The organism is Kitasatospora sp. NPDC088548 (genome assembly GCF_044753005.1).
Taxonomy (GTDB): Bacteria; Actinomycetota; Actinomycetes; order Streptomycetales; family Streptomycetaceae; genus Kitasatospora.
Genome location: NZ_JBIVMI010000019.1, coordinates 1 through 16976 on the forward strand (window position 1 = coordinate 1; position 16976 = coordinate 16976).

Annotated in this window: 13 protein-coding genes; 6 read left to right on the plus strand and 7 right to left on the minus strand. The window is 73.0% G+C overall.

The window, feature by feature from the left end:
- Positions 1-91 precede the first annotated feature (91 nt).
- Both ACIP82_RS23305 and ACIP82_RS23310 read right to left on the minus strand, forming a co-directional pair.
- On the minus strand, positions 92-544 hold the full coding sequence (locus tag ACIP82_RS23305; protein WP_400655984.1) for a GNAT family N-acetyltransferase: 453 nt from the start codon (positions 542-544) through the stop codon (positions 92-94).
- Positions 545-690: 146 nt separating this feature from the next.
- The gene (locus ACIP82_RS23310; protein WP_363608104.1) at positions 691-1482 is read right to left on the minus strand and encodes a VOC family protein; all 792 of its coding nucleotides are present in this window, start codon (positions 1480-1482) and stop codon (positions 691-693) included.
- A gap of 180 nt (positions 1483-1662) precedes the next feature.
- On the opposite strand from ACIP82_RS23310, the gene ACIP82_RS23315 reads away from it, so the two are divergent.
- The 3 genes from ACIP82_RS23315 to ACIP82_RS23325 all read left to right on the plus strand — a co-directional run bounded on the left by ACIP82_RS23315 (position 1663) and on the right by ACIP82_RS23325 (position 6657).
- The gene (locus ACIP82_RS23315; protein WP_363608103.1) at positions 1663-3900 is read left to right on the plus strand and encodes an ATP-dependent RecD-like DNA helicase; all 2238 of its coding nucleotides are present in this window, start codon (positions 1663-1665) and stop codon (positions 3898-3900) included.
- Positions 3901-4124: 224 nt separating this feature from the next.
- Positions 4125-5414, plus strand: coding sequence for a citrate synthase (locus ACIP82_RS23320; protein ID WP_363608102.1), 1290 nt, complete (start codon positions 4125-4127; stop codon positions 5412-5414).
- Positions 5415-5937: 523 nt separating this feature from the next.
- On the plus strand, positions 5938-6657 hold the full coding sequence (locus ACIP82_RS23325) for an SDR family oxidoreductase (protein ID WP_363608101.1): 720 nt from the start codon (positions 5938-5940) through the stop codon (positions 6655-6657).
- Positions 6658-6729: 72 nt separating this feature from the next.
- Here the strand turns inward: ACIP82_RS23325 and ACIP82_RS23330 are convergent, their stop codons facing one another.
- Together ACIP82_RS23330 and ACIP82_RS23335 are read right to left on the minus strand one after the other, a co-directional pair.
- The gene (locus tag ACIP82_RS23330) at positions 6730-9045 is read right to left on the minus strand and encodes a heavy metal translocating P-type ATPase (RefSeq protein ID WP_400655788.1); all 2316 of its coding nucleotides are present in this window, start codon (positions 9043-9045) and stop codon (positions 6730-6732) included.
- A gap of 79 nt (positions 9046-9124) precedes the next feature.
- Positions 9125-9343 carry a cation transporter gene (locus tag ACIP82_RS23335; RefSeq protein ID WP_363608099.1) on the minus strand — a complete coding sequence of 73 codons (219 nt, stop codon included), beginning with the start codon at positions 9341-9343 and terminating at the stop codon, positions 9125-9127.
- A 243-nt stretch (positions 9344-9586) separates the two neighbouring features.
- Between ACIP82_RS23335 and ACIP82_RS23340 the strand changes: the two genes are divergently transcribed.
- The gene (locus ACIP82_RS23340) at positions 9587-10759 is read left to right on the plus strand and encodes a PP2C family protein-serine/threonine phosphatase (protein WP_363608098.1); all 1173 of its coding nucleotides are present in this window, start codon (positions 9587-9589) and stop codon (positions 10757-10759) included.
- 22 nt (positions 10760-10781) lie between these two features.
- Here ACIP82_RS23340 and dhaL read toward each other — a convergent pair whose 3' ends face one another.
- Positions 10782-11474: a dihydroxyacetone kinase subunit DhaL gene (gene dhaL, locus ACIP82_RS23345; RefSeq protein WP_400655792.1), complete on the minus strand. Its 693-nt coding sequence runs from the start codon at positions 11472-11474 to the stop codon at positions 10782-10784.
- Between the two features lie 22 nt (positions 11475-11496).
- Complete coding sequence (dhaK, locus tag ACIP82_RS23350) at positions 11497-12492, minus strand: dihydroxyacetone kinase subunit DhaK (RefSeq protein ID WP_363608096.1); 996 nt, start codon at positions 12490-12492, stop codon at positions 11497-11499.
- A gap of 139 nt (positions 12493-12631) precedes the next feature.
- Between dhaK and dhaM the strand changes: the two genes are divergently transcribed.
- Positions 12632-13024, plus strand: a complete 393-nt coding sequence (gene dhaM / locus ACIP82_RS23355; protein ID WP_400655796.1) for a dihydroxyacetone kinase phosphoryl donor subunit DhaM — start codon at positions 12632-12634, stop codon at positions 13022-13024.
- A gap of 50 nt (positions 13025-13074) precedes the next feature.
- On the opposite strand, the gene ACIP82_RS23360 is transcribed toward dhaM, so the two are convergent.
- The gene (locus ACIP82_RS23360; protein WP_400655799.1) at positions 13075-14790 is read right to left on the minus strand and encodes a bifunctional 3'-5' exonuclease/DNA polymerase; all 1716 of its coding nucleotides are present in this window, start codon (positions 14788-14790) and stop codon (positions 13075-13077) included.
- Positions 14791-14915: 125 nt separating this feature from the next.
- On the opposite strand from ACIP82_RS23360, the gene ACIP82_RS23365 reads away from it, so the two are divergent.
- Positions 14916-16940 carry a M3 family metallopeptidase gene (locus tag ACIP82_RS23365; protein ID WP_400655802.1) on the plus strand — a complete coding sequence of 675 codons (2025 nt, stop codon included), beginning with the start codon at positions 14916-14918 and terminating at the stop codon, positions 16938-16940.
- The last annotated feature ends 36 nt before the right edge of the window (positions 16941-16976 follow it).

Here is a 16976-nt window from a genome sequence, read left to right on the forward strand (position 1 = left end):
ACTGCAGGGGGGACCCTGTGGGAGAGTAGGACGCCGCCGAACAATCATTCCAGAGAACCCCCACCCGATTCCGGGTGGGGGTTCTCTGCGTTTACAGCGCGAGTTTGAAACCGAGGTGCGACGGGACGAAGCCGAGGCGCTCGTAGAAACGGTGCGCGTCGGTGCGCGTCGCGTCGGAGGTGAGCTGGACGAGATCGGCATCGAGCTCGCGGGAGCGGTCGATCGCCCAGGTGATCAGCTCGCTGCCGAGGCCGGTGCCCCGTTCGTCGGCGTGGATCCGGACGGCCTCGATGATGGTGCGGGTGGCGCCCTTCCTGGCGAGACCGGGGACGACGGTGAGCTGGAGGGTGCCGACGGTCCGGCCGGCGCGTTCGGCGACCACCAGGTGCTGCTGCGGGTCGGCGTCGATGCGGGCGAAGGCGGCGTGGTAGGGGGTGAGGTCGCCGGGGCTCTCGCGGGTGGCGCCCAGCGGGTCGTCGGCGAGCATCGCGACGATCGCCGGGACGTCGTCGGCGGTGGCGCGGCGGATCGTCAGGCTGTCCATGATCAGGTTGTCCATGACCAGAGCGTAGGGCCACCCCGGGGACCCGGCCCCGCGACCGTGGCCCTCTCTCGCCCCGGGCCGAGGGTCCAGGGCCACCCAGGGCCGCTCAGGGGCCGTCCACGCCCGCGGTGAGGGGTGAGTGGGCGTCACTCACCGGGCGCCGCGCTGGTGATGACGGCGAAGACCGCGCCGTGCGGGTCGATCAGCTGGGCGAGACGGCCGACGCCGTGGACGTCCATGGCCGGGATCCGGGTGGTGGCGCCCAGCTTGTCGGCGATGGCGAGGCTGGCGTCCACGTTGGGGACCTCGAAGTAGGGGAGCCAGTGCGAGGAGGTGCCGGCGGCCGTCTGCTCGGGGCCGAGCTGCATGATGCCGCCGAGCGCGTCGTCGGTGCCGCCGCCGGCCGGGGTGAGGACGGTGTACAGCGCGCCCTCGAGCGGGACGTCCTGCTCCTGCCAGCCGAAGACACGGCGGTAGAAGGTCTTCGCGGCCTCGGCGTCGATGCTGTAGCACTCGGCCCAGCAGAGGGTGTTCTCGTCGGTCACGGCGTCGAGGCCCCTGGTGTCGCGGGGCTGCCAGACGGCGAACTCGGCGCCGGTGGGGTCGGTGAAACCGGCCATCCGGCCGTTGGTGAAGACGTCGAACGGGGTGAATCGCACCCGGCCGCCGGCTTCCTCGACGAGTTCGGCGGTGCGGTCGGCGTCGAGGGTGCAGAAGTAGAGCGTCCAGGCGGGCGTCGAGCCCTCCTCGGTGAGCGGGCCGAGGGCGGCGACCGTGCGCCCTTCCTGCTGGAAGAAGCCGTAGCCGCCGGCCTCGGGGCCGGCCGAGTCGAAGGTCCAGCCGAACAGGGCGGTGTAGAAGTCGACGGAGGCCCGGGTGTCGGGGCTGCCGAGGTCGAGCCAGTTGGGGGAGCCGGGGACGAAGGCGGTGGTGAGCATGGTGGCACTGCTCCTTGGACGGGCACGCCGTGACGCGGGTGCGGTCGGTGCCCCCCGTGGTTTTCTCCCAGCCTGGCACCTCGGCCGGACCGCTGCACCGCAGGGCCCGGACCCGGCTGTCGTGGCCGGGCGGTACGGTGCGTAGCGGAATGGTCCACCCGCACTGGTGAAGGGGGTCCGGTGGCCAGGCAGGCGCAGGCGGGCCAGGTAGCCGCGCCGCGCCAGCTCGCCCAGGTCGAGGGCGTGCTGGAGCGGATCACGTACGCCAACGAGGAGACGGGGTACACCGTCGCCCGGGTGGACACCGGCCGGGGCGCGAACGACCTGCTGACGGTGGTGGGCGCGCTGCTGGGGGCGCAGCCGGGGGAATCGCTGCGGCTGCACGGGCGGTGGGGGTCGCATCCGCAGTACGGCAAGCAGTTCGTGGTGGAGAACTACACGACGGTGCTGCCGGCCACGGTGCAGGGGATCCAGCGCTATCTGGGCTCGGGGCTGATCAAGGGGATCGGGCCGCGGTTCGCGGAGCGGATCGTGGAGCGGTTCGGGGTGGACACCCTGGAGGTGATCGAGAACGAGCCGGGCCGGCTGATCGAGGTGCCGGGGCTCGGGCCGAAGCGGACCAAGAAGATCGCGGCCGCCTGGGAGGAGCAGAAGTCCATCAAGGAGGTGATGGTCTTTCTGCAGGGGGTCGGGGTGTCGACCTCGCTGGCCGTACGAATCTACAAACAGTACGGGGACGGCTCGATCGGGGTGGTGAAGAACGAGCCGTACCGGCTGGCGTCGGACGTGTGGGGCATCGGCTTTCTGACGGCGGACCGGATCGCGCAGGCGGTGGGGATCCCGCACGACAGTCCGGAGCGGGTGAAGGCGGGGCTGCAGTACGCGCTGTCGCAGAGCAGTGACCAGGGGCACTGCTTCCTGCCGGAGGAGCGGCTGATCGCGGACGGGGTGAAGCTGCTCCAGGTGGACGTGGGGCTGGTGATCGACTGCCTGGCGGAGCTGGTGGCCGCGGAGGGAGTGGTGCGGGAGTCGGTGCCGGGGGAGAGCGGTGAGCCGATCACCGCGGTGTACCTGGTCCCGTTCCACCGGGCGGAGATCTCGCTCGCCAACCAGCTGTTGCGGCTGCTGCGGTCGGACGTGGACCGGATGCCGTGGTTCGCGGATGTGGACTGGCCGGCCGCGCTGGGCTGGCTGGCGAAGCGTACGGGGGTGGAGCTGGCGCCGGAGCAGGAGCAGTCGGTGCGGCTGGCACTGACCGAGAAGGTCGCGGTGCTGACCGGGGGCCCCGGCTGCGGCAAGTCGTTCACGGTGAAGTCGGTCGTGACGCTGGCGCTGGCGAAGCGGGCGAAGGTGGTGCTGGCGGCACCGACCGGCCGGGCGGCGAAGCGGCTGTCGGAGCTGACCGGGGTGGAGGCGTCCACCGTTCACCGGCTGCTGGAGCTGAGGCCCGGCGGGGACGCGGCGTACGACCGGGACCGCCCGCTGGACGCCGACCTGGTGGTGGTCGACGAGGCGTCCATGCTGGACCTGATCCTGGCGAACAAGCTGGTCAAGGCGGTGGCGCCGGGGGCGCACCTGCTGTTCGTGGGGGATGTGGACCAGCTGCCGTCGGTGGGCGCCGGCGAGGTGCTGCGGGATCTGCTGACGCCGGGTGGGCCGATCCCGTCGGTGCGGCTGACCAGGATCTTCCGGCAGGCGCAGGAGTCGGGGGTGGTGACCAACGCGCACCGGATCAACGAGGGCCTGCCGCCGCTGACGGAGGGCCTGCCGGACTTCTTCCTGTTCGTGGAGGACGACACGGAGCAGGCGGCGGGCCTGACCGTGGACGTGGTGGCGCGGCGGATTCCGCAGCGGTTCGGGTTCGACGCGCGGCGGGACGTACAGGTGCTGGCGCCGATGCACCGGGGCCCGGCGGGCGCGGGGAACCTGAACACGCTGCTGCAGGCGGCGGTGACGCCGGCCCGGGAGGGGCTGGCGGAGCGGCGGTTCGGCGGGCGGACGTTCCGGGTCGGGGACAAGGTCACCCAGATCCGGAACAACTACGACAAGGGGCGGAACGGCGTCTTCAACGGCACAGTGGGAGTGGTGACCGCGCTCAGCGTGGACGACCAGCGGCTGACGGTGCTCACCGACGAGGACGAGGAGGTGCCCTACGACTTCGACGAGCTGGACGAGCTGGCCCACGCGTACGCGGTGACGATCCACCGGTCGCAGGGCAGCGAGTATCCCGTGGTGGTGATTCCGGTCACCACGTCCGCCTGGACGATGCTCCAGCGGAACCTCCTCTACACCGCTGTGACCAGGGCGCGGAAACTGGTTGTGCTGGTCGGGTCACGGAAGGCGATCGCTCAGGCTGTTCGAACCGTCAGTGCAGGTAGGAGGCATGCCGCGTTGGATCACCGGCTGGCAACTGGATGATTCTCCAAGGGATGGTTGCCTCTATTGTTCTCTTGACGTGAAGAGATTTACGACAGAGCCTAGGGTGGTGCCGATCTTGTCCGGTTCGTACCGGCTGCGGCAGAAGGTTTTGTAGGGGCGGGCCCTTCCGGGCCACCCCGGGTGCGCGGCTGTCCGCCAGATGGGGGATGGTAGAGACAGTCAGGGCACCTTGGAAGAGGATTCATTTCGTCGGTGAGGAAGACGTGAGCGACAACTCGGTAGTACTGCGGTACCAGGACGGCGAGTACGAGTACCCCGTCGTCGAGAGCACTGCGGGCAACGCCGGCTTCGACATCTCGAAGCTGCTCCCGCAGACCGGCCTGGTCACCCTGGACAACGGCTTCGGTAACACCGCCGCGTACAAGTCCGCGATCACCTTCGTGGACGGTGACAACGGCATCCTGCGGTACCGCGGCTACCCGATCGAGCAGCTCGCCGAGCAGGGCAGCTTCATCGAGACCGCGTACCTCCTGATCAACGGCGAGCTGCCGACCCCGGACCAGCTGGCGGAGTTCAACCGCGAGATCACCCAGCACACCCTGCTGCACGAGGACGTCAAGCGCTTCTACCAGGGCTTCCCGCGCGACGCCCACCCGATGGCGATGCTGTCCTCGGTGGTCGGTGCGCTGTCCACCTTCTACCAGGACAGCCACAACCCCTTCGACGCCGCCCAGCGCCACCTGTCGACGGTCCGCCTGCTGGCGAAGCTGCCGACGATCGCGGCCTACGCGTACAAGAAGTCGGTCGGCCAGCCGTTCGTCTACCCGCGCAACGACCTGAGCTACGTCGAGAACTTCCTCCGGATGACCTTCGCGGTCCCGGCCGAGGACTACGAGCTCAACCCGGTGATCGTCAACGCGCTGGACAAGCTGCTGATCCTGCACGCGGACCACGAGCAGAACTGCTCGACCTCCACCGTCCGCCTGGTGGGCTCCAGCCACGCCAACCAGTTCGCGTCCATCTCGGCCGGCATCTCGGCGCTCTGGGGCCCGCTGCACGGTGGCGCCAACCAGGCCGTGCTGGAGATGCTGGAGAGCATCCAGAAGGACGGCGGCGACGTCGACGCGTTCATCCGCAAGGTGAAGAACCGCGAGGACGGCGTCAAGCTGATGGGCTTCGGCCACCGCGTCTACAAGGCCTTCGACCCGCGCGCCGCGCAGGTCAAGATCCTTGCGCACGAGGTGCTCGGCCAGCTCGGCAAGTCCGACGAGCTGCTCGAGATCGCGCTGAAGCTGGAGGAGCACGCGCTCAGCGACGACTTCTTCGTCTCCCGCAAGCTGTACCCGAACGTGGACTTCTACACCGGCCTGATCTACCGCGCCATGGGCTTCCCGACCAGCATGTTCACCGTGCTGTTCGCCCTCGGCCGGCTGCCGGGCTGGATCGCCCACTGGCACGAGATGATCAACGACCCGACCAGCCGGATCGGCCGTCCGCGCCAGATCTACACCGGCACCGCGATCCGCGACTACGTGGCTCTCGACGCCCGCTGACCCAGGCACCGGAAGGGCCCGGCCGCACTCCCGAGATTCCGGGGAGTGCGACCGGGCCCTTCCGCGTCCCTCGCGGGGCCGCACACGTACGGCGCACGACTCCGGGGCCGGCCGCAGCCCGGGACGGCCGCTCAAAGCGTCCCTGACCCGCCACACCCCGGCGTCGTGCGCGAAGGCCGTCGAAGTCGACGACCGACCCGGGGCCCGCCGGAGCCCCGTCGGCGGCAGCGGTGGCAACGCGGTGACATGATGCCGTTCGCCACGTCTCCGCCCACCAAAAAAACTGCCGCACTACCAACCTAAGACGTATCAGGGTGCGAGAAGTTACGCCGGGGGGGTGTGAGCTGCCTCTCGCCACGCTCCGTGTGCGCGTGGTGCCGCGCCCATACCACACCTTCCCGCGCGCGCGACGTCACCCTCCCCGCAGTCACGGCAACCGAGCGTGATAGGAATCGTGGCATTCCGGTAGGGACCGTCCCGCACCCTCGCAGCGTGGCGGCGGAACTGGGGAGGGAGCGCGCAGATGGCCAGGAACGTCGTTGTCACCGGTGGTGGCACGGGTATCGGGTACGAGGTGGCGCGGCGGTTCGCCGAGGCGGGCGAACAGGTCGTGATCGTCGGCCGCCGGCGGGCGGTGCTCGAACAGTCCGCCGCCGACCTCGGGCCGAACGTCACCCCGCTGGTCTGCGACCTCGCCGACCCGGACGCGGTGGAGGCCGCGCTGGCCGCGCTGCCGGAGCGGATCGACGTCCTGGTGAACAACGCGGGCAGCCGGGAGACGGTGATCGGGGCCGGGCCGCACGCCCTGCTGGCCCGCTGGCGCGGGGACTTCGAGCGCAATGTGCTGACCGTGGTGATGCTCACCGAGTCCATCCGCGACCGGCTCACCCCGGGCGCCGGCCGGGTGGTCACCATCAGCTCGATCGCGGCGCTGCGCGGCGCCGGTTCGTTCGGGGCGGCCAAGGCCTCGCTGCACGCCTGGAACCACTTCCTGGCCGCGCAGCTGGGCACCTCGGGCATCACCGCCAACATCGTCGCCCCGGGAACGGTGGCCGGCACCGAGTTCTTCGGTCCGCGGCTGGACGAGGCGGAGGTTTCCCGCCGGGCCGCCCGGACGCTGCTCGGCCGGGTCGGCGAGACCGGCGAGGTCGCGGCGGCGGTCTACTTCCTGGCCTCGCCCGAGGCCGGGTTCATCACCGGCGAGATCCTGCACTGCAACGGCGGCGAGCTGCTCGGCCGTTGACGGCCCGGCCGCGCGGTCGAGGACGCCGAAGGACCCGCACCGCTTGGTACGGGTCCTTCGGCGTCCGTAGGTTCAGGCGGCCCGGAAGCGGCGCAGCCGGAGGCTGTTGGTGACCACGAAGACCGAGGAGAAGGCCATCGTGGCACCGGCGATCATCGGGTTGAGCAGGCCGGCCGCAGCGAGCGGGATCGCCGCGACGTTGTAGCCGAAGGCCCAGAACAGGTTGCCCTTGATGGTGCCGAGGGTCCGCCGGGAGAGCCGGATGGCGTCCGCCGCTGAGCGCAGGTCGCCGCGGACCAGGGTCAGGTCGCTTGCCTCGATCGCGGCGTCGGTGCCGGTGCCCATCGCCAGGCCCAGGTCGGCCTGGGCGAGCGCGGCGGCGTCGTTGACGCCGTCACCGACCATCGCGACCGAGCGGCCCTCGGCCTGGAGGCGCTTGACGGTGCTGACCTTGTCCTCCGGCAGCACCTCGGCGATCACGTCCTCCGGGGCGATGCCGACCTCGGCCGCCACCGCCTCGGCGACCAGCCGGTTGTCGCCGGTCAGCAGGACCGGCCGCAGGCCCAGGGCCCGCAGGTCGGCGATCGCCTCGGCGCTGGTCGGCTTGACCGCGTCGGCGACCTCCAGAACAGCCCGCGCCTCGCCGTCCCAGCCGACCGCCACGGCGGTCCGGCCGGCGGCCTCGGCGGCGGCCTTGGCGGCGGCGAGGGCCGGCGGCAGGTGCTGGGCCCAGTCGGCGAGCAGCGCCTCGCGCCCGGCGACCACGGCGTGGCCCTCGACGACGCCCTGCACGCCCCGGCCCGGGACGTTCTCGAAGCCCTCGACGGGCGGCAGTTCGCCGGTCCGCTCGGCGGCGGCCGCGGCGATCGCGGCGGCGATCGGGTGCTCGGAGGCGTGTTCCAGCGCGCCGGCCAGCCGCAGCGCCTCGGTCTCGGTGACACCGTCGGCGGTGTGCACGGCGGCGAGCGCCATCCGGCCGGTGGTGACGGTGCCGGTCTTGTCCAGCACGATGGTGTCCACCCGGCGGGTGGTCTCCAGTACCTCCGGGCCCTTGATCAGGATGCCGAGCTGGGCGCCGCGCCCGGTGCCGACCATCAGCGCGGTCGGGGTGGCCAGACCCAGGGCACAGGGGCAGGCGATGATCAGGACGGCGACGGCGGCGGTGAACGCCTCGGTGGGGCTGTTGGAGACCAGCAGCCAGCCGACCAGGGTGCCGAGCGCGATCAGGATGACGACCGGCACGAAGACGGCGGAGATCCGGTCGGCCAGCCGCTGGGCGGCGGCCTTGCCGTTCTGTGCGTCCTCGACCAGCCGGGCCATCCGGGAGAGCTGGGTGTCGGCGCCGACCCGGGTGGCCTCGACCACCAGACGGCCGCCGGCGTTGACGGTGGCGCCGGTGACGGAGTCGCCGACCGCGACCTCGACGGGCACGGACTCGCCGGTGAGCATCGAGGCGTCCACGGCGGAGGCGCCCTCGACGACCACGCCGTCGGTGGCGATCTTCTCGCCCGGGCGGACCACGAAGCGCATCCCGACGGCCAGTTGGGCCACCGGCATCCGCACCTCGCGGTTGTTCTGGAGCACGGCGACGTCCTTGGCGCCCAGGTCGAGCAGGGCGTGCAGGGCGGCGCCGGCGCGGCGCTTGGAGCGGGCCTCCAGGTAGCGGCCGAGCAGGATCAGCACGGTGACGGCGGCGGCCGTCTCCAGGTAGAGCGTGGAGGAGGCGTCGGTGTCGCCGATCGAGAACGAGAAGTCGTGCCGCATCCCGGCCATGCCCGCCTCGCCCCAGAACAGGGCCCAGAACGACCAGCCGAAGGCGGCCAGGGTGCCGAGCGAGACCAGGGTGTCCATGGTCGCGGCGCCGTGCTTGAGGTTGGTCCAGGCGGCCTTGTGGAACGGCAGGCCGCCGTAGACGACGACCGGGCCGGTGAGTGCGAAGGCCAGCCACTGCCAGTTGGTGAACTGCAGGGACGGGACCATCGACAGCATGACCACGGGGATGCTGAGGACGGCGCTGATCAGCAGCCGGTCCAGCAGCGGGTCGGCCGGCGGCTGCTCCTCGGCGGCGGCCGTGCCGGGAGCGGTGGCCGCAGTGGCCGGCGGCGGGGGCAGCTCGGCGGTGTACCCGGTGTTCTCGACGGTGGCGATGAGGTCCGCCACGCTCACTCCGGGCCCGAAGTCGACCCGGGCCTTCTCGGTGGCGAAGTTGACGGTGGCCTCGACGCCGTCCATCCGGTTGAGCTTCTTCTCGATCCGGGCCGCGCAGGAGGCGCAGGTCATCCCGCCGATCGACAGCTCGACCCGGTCCTGTACGGCGGCCCGGCCGTCCTGGCCGCCTATGCCGGCGGTCGCGCCCGGGGCGCTGGTGCCCGGAGTGGAGGTGCTCATGCTGATCAGCTCCTTGAAGAGAGCGTACGGCGGGGGCGCGGGGTGGGGCTCGTCCGGCCCCCGCCGTACTGCGGGGGGCTCAGGCGGACCGGCCGACCAGCTCGTAGCCGGCCTCGTCGACCGCGGCGCGGACCTGGTCGTCGTCGAGCTCGGTGGCGGAGGAGACCGTCACGGTGCCTGCCTTGGCGTCGGCGGCCACCTCGGTGACGCCGGTCAGGGTGGAGAGCTCCTTGCTGATCGAGCTCTCGCAGTGGCCGCAGCTCATGCCGGTCACGGTGTAGGTGATGGTGCTGGACATCGGGGCCTCCGAAAGGATTTGCGCTGCCACGGGTCTGCGCCCGGACTCTGATTCTGATAACACCATACCCCCAAGGGGTATTCCTCGGGAGAGTGAGTGGTGTGGCGTGGATCGCATTGCGGTGCGATCCGAGTGCAGAGCGTATGCGTGTGACTACGTCGTGCCGGAATCCACGCCGGGGGCGGGCGGGGCGATGGGGCGGGTGGGTGGGTGAGTGCGTTGATCGTCCGTTATGTTCGATATGTGTTTCCGATCCGCCGTGCCCAGTCGCCCGCGGTCCCGACTGCCTCGGGACTCCCGCCGGACCGGCGACGTGGCGCCCTGCTGGCCGCCGATCTCCAGGACGTGCCGTTCTGGCGGCGGGCCACCCCGGCGCTGATCGCGATCCTGCTGGTGGCGCTCGCGGACTTCCTCTCCGGCAAGGACCGCTACCTCGCACCGCTGATGTCCGTCGTCCCGACCATCGCCGCGCTCACCCTGCGGCCGGTCGAGCTGCTGATGGTCTGCTCGCTCGGGCTGCTCTCGGTCTTCGGGCTCAGCCACTACGACGAGGTCGCCGACGTCAACGACGACCGCTTCCTGTACGGCGCGATGGTCAGCTACCTGATGCTGACGCTGTTCTCCGCCTGGGTGGCCAAGATCCGGATGCGGCGCGCGGCGGCCTTCGCGGCCGTCAGCTCGGTGGCCGAGGCCGCCCAGCGGGCGCTGCTGCGGCTGCCGGGCCCGGTGGTCGGACCGCTGCATCTGGCGGTGCGGTACGTCTCCGCCGCCGACGCCTCGCGGATCGGCGGCGACCTCTACTCGGTGCTGGAGACCCCGCACGGCACCCGGGTGGCGGTCGGGGACGTCCGCGGCAAGGGGCTGGGGGCGGTGCAGACCGCCGCCGTGGTGCTCGGCTCGTTCCGGGAGGCCGCGTACGACGAGGCCGGGCTGCGCGGGGTGGCCGCGCGGATCGAGGCCAGCGTCGAGCGGCACGCGCCGGCCGGGGAGTTCACCACGGCGCTGTTCGCCGAGTTCCGGACGCCGGGGGTGATGGAACTGCTCCAGTACGGGCACGTCCCGCCGATCCGGGTGGACCGGGAGGGCCGGGCGCACGTGCTGGACGCCCCGGATCCGTGGGTGCCGCTGGGCCTCGGCCGGCTGGCCCCCGGTGAGCCGGCCACCTGGGACCAGCCGTTCGGCCACGACGACGTGCTGGTGCTCTGCACCGACGGTGTGGTCGAGGCCCGGCACCGGAAGAACGGCGAGTTCTACCCGCTGGCGGAGCGGGCCGGCCCGCTGGTCCGGGGCGCGGCCCGCTCGGCGGCGGAGCTGGAGGCGGCGGTCGGCCGGATCTACGCCGACCTGCTGGAGCACACCGGCGGGGAACTGCGCGACGACGCGCTGCTGCTGCTGATCACCCGCACCGACCGGTAGCGGGCACCGGCCGGCTCCCGGTTCAGGCCGCGGTGACCTCCGCGAGGGCGCGGAAGATCAGCGCGGTCGAGGTGGCGCCCGGGTCCTGGTGGCCGATGCTGCGCGGGCCGAGGTAGGAGGCGCGCCCCTTGCGGGCCTGGAGCGGTACGGTGTCGCGCGCCCCCTGCTCGGCCGCGGCCGCCGCCGCCGAGGCGGCCCCGGGCAGCCCGGCGCCCGCCGCCACCGCCGCCCGGTAGGCGGCCACCGCCGGGGTGTACGCGTCGACGATGGTCTTGTCGCCGGGCTCGGCCTTGCCGAGGGCGCGGATCGCGTCCAGGCCGGCGGCCAGCGCCTCGCCGAGTGCGGCGGCGTCGGGCAGAGCGGCGTCGGGCAGAGCGGTGTCGGGCAGAGCGGTGTCGGGCAGGGCGGCGCCGATGGCGCGGAAGGCCTTGCCGTACAGCGGGCCGGAGGCGCCGCCGACCTTGGAGATCAGCGTGGTGCCGGTCCTGTTCAGCAGTGCGCCCGGGCCGGCCGGGTCGAGGCCGTCCAGGGCGGTCAGCACGGCGGCGAAGCCGCGCCGCAGGTTGCTGCCGTGGTCGCCGTCCCCGATCGCCGAGTCCAGTTCGGTGAGCCGATCCTGCTCCTTCTCGACGGCCGTGGCGATCGCGCGGACCCAGGCCTCGGCGCGGGCGGTGCCGAAGCCCTCGGCCCCGTCGTCCCTGACTGCGTTGTCCATGACGGTGGTGTCCGCCTTCCGTTCAGGCCCGCTTGAGGGCGGGGGTGTCCACCGGGGCGTCCCACAGCTCCAGCAGCTGGGCGTCGGCCTTGGTGAGGGTGAGGGAGAAGCCCGCCATGTCGAGGCTGGTGACGTAGTTGCCGACCAGGCTGCGGGCCACCGTGATACCGCGTCCGGCCAGCCGGGCGGCGACCTCGCCGAAGACGATGTACAGCTCCAGCAGCGGGGTGCCCCCGAGGCCGTTCAGCAGGGCGATCACCTCGTCCCCGGCGGTCAGGTCGTGGTCGGTGAGGATGGTCTCGACCACCTCGGCGGCCAGCTCGCGGGCCGGGCGGAGCTTCTCGCGGCGCCGGCCGGGCTCGCCGTGGATGCCGACCCCGACCTCGATCTCGTCCTCCGGCAGGTCGAAGCCGGGCTTGCCGGCCGCCGGGACGGTCGCGGCGGTCAGCGCGACCGCGAAGGAGCGGGAGGCGGCGTTGACCCGCTCGCCCAGGGCGGCCACCTCGTCCAGCGTCGCGCCGCGCTCGGCCAGCGCACCGGCCGCCTTCTCCACCAGCACGGTCGCTCCGGTGCCCCGGCGGCCCGCCGTCCAGGTCGAGTCCTCGACCGCGACATCGTCGTCGACCAGGACGGTACGGACCTCCAGGCCCTCCTCGGCGGCCAGTTCGGCGGCCAGCTCGAAGTTCATCACGTCGCCGGTGTAGTTCTTCACCACGAAGACCACCCCGGCGCCGGAGTCCACGGCCCTGGCGGCGGCCAGCATCTGGTCCGGCACCGGGGAGGTGAACACCTCGCCCGGGCAGGCCGCGTCGAGCATGCCCGGGCCGACGAAGCCACCGTGCAGCGGCTCGTGGCCCGACCCGCCGCCCGAGACCAGGGCGACCTTGGACGCCTCCGGGCGGACCGCGCGGGTGATCACCCGGTTCGCGATGTCCACCGTCAACTCCGGGTGGGCGGCCGCGACTCCGGCCAGCGCGTCCTCCAGGACGCTCTCCGGGGTGTTGATCAGCTTCTTCACAGCGCTTCGCTCCCTCGGCAGACGGTGCTGCCCCGACGCTACGCCAGACGGGGGTGGTCGGCACCGGTTGCGACACGCGGAGGACGGGGTCGGACGGATCACTCCGCCGGAGCAGCGGGCCGGTCGTAGGGTCGGGGCCATGAGCGACTACGTGGGCATCGTCCTGGTCTCGCACAGCGCGCAGCTGGCCGCCGGGCTGCGCGAGCTGCTGGGCGAACTGGCTTCGGACGCGGTGCGGGTGGTGGTGGCGGCCGGGACGGAGGACGGCGGGCTCGGCACCAGCTACGACCTGATCGCGCGGGCCGTCGTGGCGGCGGACGGCGGGGCGGGGGTGGTGGTGCTGCCCGACCTGGGGAGCTCGGTGCTGACCGCCGTCGCGGTCCTGGAGGACGAGCCGCGCCCCGGCACGGTGCTGGTGGACGCGCCGTTCGTGGAGGGTGCGGTCGCCGCCGCCGTGACGGCCTCCACCGGGGCGGCGCTGGCCGAGGTGGTCGCGGCGGCCGAGGAAGCGCGGGCCTTCCGGAAGGTGTAGGGCCGGAAGGCGGTGGCCCGGGAGGTGTGGGCGAGGGGGCGGCTCAGGCGCTACTTGGCGTCGGCGTAGCAGTCCACCACCGCGGTGGTCAGCGGGAAACGGACCGGGGTGTCCCCGAAGACCAGCTGCCGGGCCTCGTCGGCCGCCTCGGCGACGGCCGCCGCCACCTGGTCGGCGAGATTGGCCGGGGTGTGCACCACCACCTCGTCGTGCTGGAAGAACACCAGGTGCGGGCGGTCGTCCGGGCCGGCCGCCGGCAGCGCGTTCAGTCGGCGGCGCAGCGCGGCGAGCAGCGCCAGCGCCCAGTCGGCGGCGCTGGCCTGGATGACGAAGTTGCGGGTGAAGCGGCCCCGGGCGCGGGCCGAGCGGCCGCCCGCGTCCGCCGCGTTCTCGGGGGCCTCGGTGAGGTCGAGCCAGTCGGCCGAGGGCGGCGGGCAGGCCCGGCCCAGCCGGGAGACGACCACGCCGCCGTCCTCGCCGGTACGGGCGGCCGCCTCCACGTACCCCATGGCGGCGGGGTAGCGGTGGCGCAGGGTGTTCAGCAGCGGGCCGATGTCGCCGCTGGTCTGCCCGTACATGGCGCCCAGCAGGCCGAGCTTGGCCTTGTCGCGGTCGCCCTGGAAGGCGCTGGCGGCCAGCGCCTCGTACAGGTCGCCGCCGGCGGCGGTGCGGGCCAGCCCGGCGTCCTGGGAGAGGGCGGCCAGCACCCGCGGCTCCAGCTGGGCGGCGTCCGCGACGACCAGCAGCCAGCCCGGGTCGGCGACCACGGCGCGGCGCAGGATGCGCGGGATCTGCAGGGCGCCGCCGCCCCGGCTGGCCCAGCGGCCGGAGACCACGCCGCCGACCACGTACTCGGGGCGGAACCGGCCACCGCGGGCCCAGGCGTCCTGCCAGGCCCAGCCGTGCGCGGCGTGGATCCGGGACAGCTCCTTGTAGCGGATCATCAGCGCGGCGGCCGGGTGGTCCACCTCCTTCAGCTCCCAGGAGCGGGTGGAGCCGAGCTGGATGCCCCGGTCGGCGAAGGCGCGCAGTACCTGGCTGTGCGAGTCGGGGTTGAACGGGCGCCCGCCGAGCGCCTGCTGGAGCTCGACGGCCAGCTCGGCCAGCAGCCTCGGCTGGGTGCCGGGGACGGTCGGACGCGGGCCGAGCAGCTCGGTGAGCAGCCGGTCGTGGATGTCGGCGCGCCAGGGCAGGCCGTCGTCCGCCATCTCGGCGGCCACCAGTGCGCCGGCCGACTCGGCGGCGACCAGCAGCCGGAACCGGGACCGGGCGGCCGGGTCGGCGATGGCGGCCAGCCGGCGCTGCTGCTCGGCGTGGACGGCGACCACGGCGGCCAGTGGGTCGGCGCCCGGCGGCAGTTGCAGGCGGTCGGGGGCGAACAGGGTGTCCTGCCCGTCGCCGGAGTCGGCGGAGCCCGGCTCGGGCAGATCGGCGGGGACGGGCAGGCCCTTCAGCCGGGCCCAGGCCGCGCCGAGCGAGCGCGGTGCGCCGAACCGGCCCTCGTGGGCCAGCAGCAGCGCCTCGACCAGTCGCAGGTCGTGGCAGCGGGCGAGCCGGTCGGGCAGTCGGGGGAGCAGCGGCGCGTAGCCGCTGTCGGCGGCGGCCCAGACCCAGCGCGGGTGCTCGGCCGCCTCCCGTTCGGCGACGGCGGCGGCGAGGTCGGCGGTGGCGGCGGGCGGACCGAGCGGGGCGCCGGAGTCGTCGAGGGGCTGGAGCCGGCCACCCGGGCCGTGCGGGTCGGGGACGAGGGCGATCCGGGGTGCCACGGGGGCTCCTCCTCTCGGGCGTACGGGCGTGTGACCTCGACGGTAGCCGGTGGGTACGACAACCGGCGTCCGGCTCGGGGCGGGGGGCGTAGGCAGCCCGGGTGACACCGCGTAGGGTCGGCGAAATGACCGAGAACCCGTTCTTCAAGGCCAGCACCCTGGCCTACGAACTGCCGCCGTTCGCCGAGATCCGGGAGGAGCACTACCTGCCGGCGTTCGAGCGCGGTATGGCCGACCAGCTCGCCGAGATCGCCGCGATCACCGCCGACCCCGAGCCGCCGACCTTCGACAACACGGTGATCGCGCTGGAGCGTTCGGGGTCGCTGCTGCGCCGGGTGAACGCGGTGTTCCTCAACCAGTCCTCCTCCGACACCACACCGGTGATCGACCGGATCGACGCCGAGGTCAGCCCGAAGCTCGCCGCACACGACGACGCGATCCACCTGGACGCCGAGCTGTTCGCCCGGATCGAGGAGCTGTACGGGCGGCGCGACGGGCTCGGCCTGGACGGGGAGTCGCTGCGGCTGCTGGAGCGCCGGCACACCGCCTTCGTCCGGGCCGGCGCCCGGCTGGGGGCCGCCGACCAGGAGCGGCTGCGCGGGCTGAACGCCGAACTGGCCGCCGCCGAGACGGCGTTCCGGCAGAACGTGTCGGCCGACTCGCAGGCCAGGGCGCTGGTGCTGGACTCCGCCGAGCAGCTGGACGGGCTCTCCCCGGACGCGATCGCCGCGGCGGCGGAGAACGGGCGGGCGCTCGGGCACGACGGCAAGTACGTGCTGAGCCTGAAGAACTTCTCCAACCAGACCGAGCTGGCCTTCCTCACCGACCGCTCGGTCCGCGAACGCCTGATGGCCGCCTCGCTGGGCCGCGCGGCCCGGGCCAACGGCCCACTGGCGATCCGGATGGCCACCCTGCGCGCCGAGCGGGCCCGGCTGCTCGGGTACGGCACGCACGCCGCCCACGTGGTCGCGGACGAGACCGCCGGCACCGTCGAGGCGGTGGACGGGCTGCTGGCCAGGCTGGTGCCGCCGGCGGTGGCCAACGCGCGCCGGGAGGCGGCGGAGCTGGCCGCCCTGGCGGCGGCCGACGGGATCGACGAGATCGCGGCGCACGACTGGGCGTACTACTCGGAGCTGGTCCGGCAGTCCTCGTACCAGGTGGACGCGGCGGCGCTGCGCCCGTACTTCGAGCTGGAGCGGGTGCTGCACGAGGGCGTCTTCTTCGCGGCGAACCTGGCGTACGGGGTGACCTTCACCGAGCGGCCGGACCTGACGGCGTACCACCCGGACGTGCGGGTCTTCGAGGTGTTCGAGGCGGACGGCGGCTCGCTGGGCCTGTTCCTCGGGGACTTCCACGCGCGGGCGTCCAAGCGCGGCGGCGCCTGGATGGACGAGCTGGTCACCCAGTCGAGGCTGCTCGGCCGGCGGCCGGTGGTGATGAACAACCTGAACATCGCCCGCCCGGCGTCCGGCGAGCCGGTGCTGCTCTCCTGGGACGAGGTGCGCACGCTGTTCCACGAGTTCGGGCACGCGCTGCACGGGCTGTTCTCGGACGTCCGCTACCCGTACTTCGCGGGGACGGCCGTGCCGCGGGACTTCGTCGAGTTCCCCTCGCAGGTCAACGAGATGTGGATGGTCTGGCCGGCCGTCCTGGCCAACTACGCCAAGCACCATGTGACGGGCGAGCCGCTGCCGGCCGAGCTGGTCGAGCGGATGGCGGCGGCGGAGGGCTTCGGGCAGGGCTTCCGCACGGTCGAGTACCTGGCGGCGGCGCTGCTGGACTGGGCCTGGCACACCGTGCCGGCCGGCCAGGAGATCGCGGACGCCGAGGAGTTCGAGGCGCGGGCGCTGGCCAAGGCCGGGCTCGCGGTGGCGGCGATCCCGCCGCGCTACCGGACGGCCTACTTCACGCACATCTTCGCCGGCGGGTACAGCGCGGGCTACTACGCCTACATCTGGTCGGAGGTGCTGGACGCCGAGACGGTGGAGTGGTTCAAGGGGAACGGCCGCGGGGTGCGGGAGAGCGGCGAGGTGTTCCGGGCCGAGCTGCTGTCGCGCGGCGACAGCCGGGACGCGCTGGACTCCTTCCGCGCGGTGATCGGGCGGGACCCGCAGACCGGGCCGCTGCTGGCGCGCCGGGGCCTGGCGTAGGGGAGCGCCCGTCCGGTGGCCCGCCCCTCGTCGGCG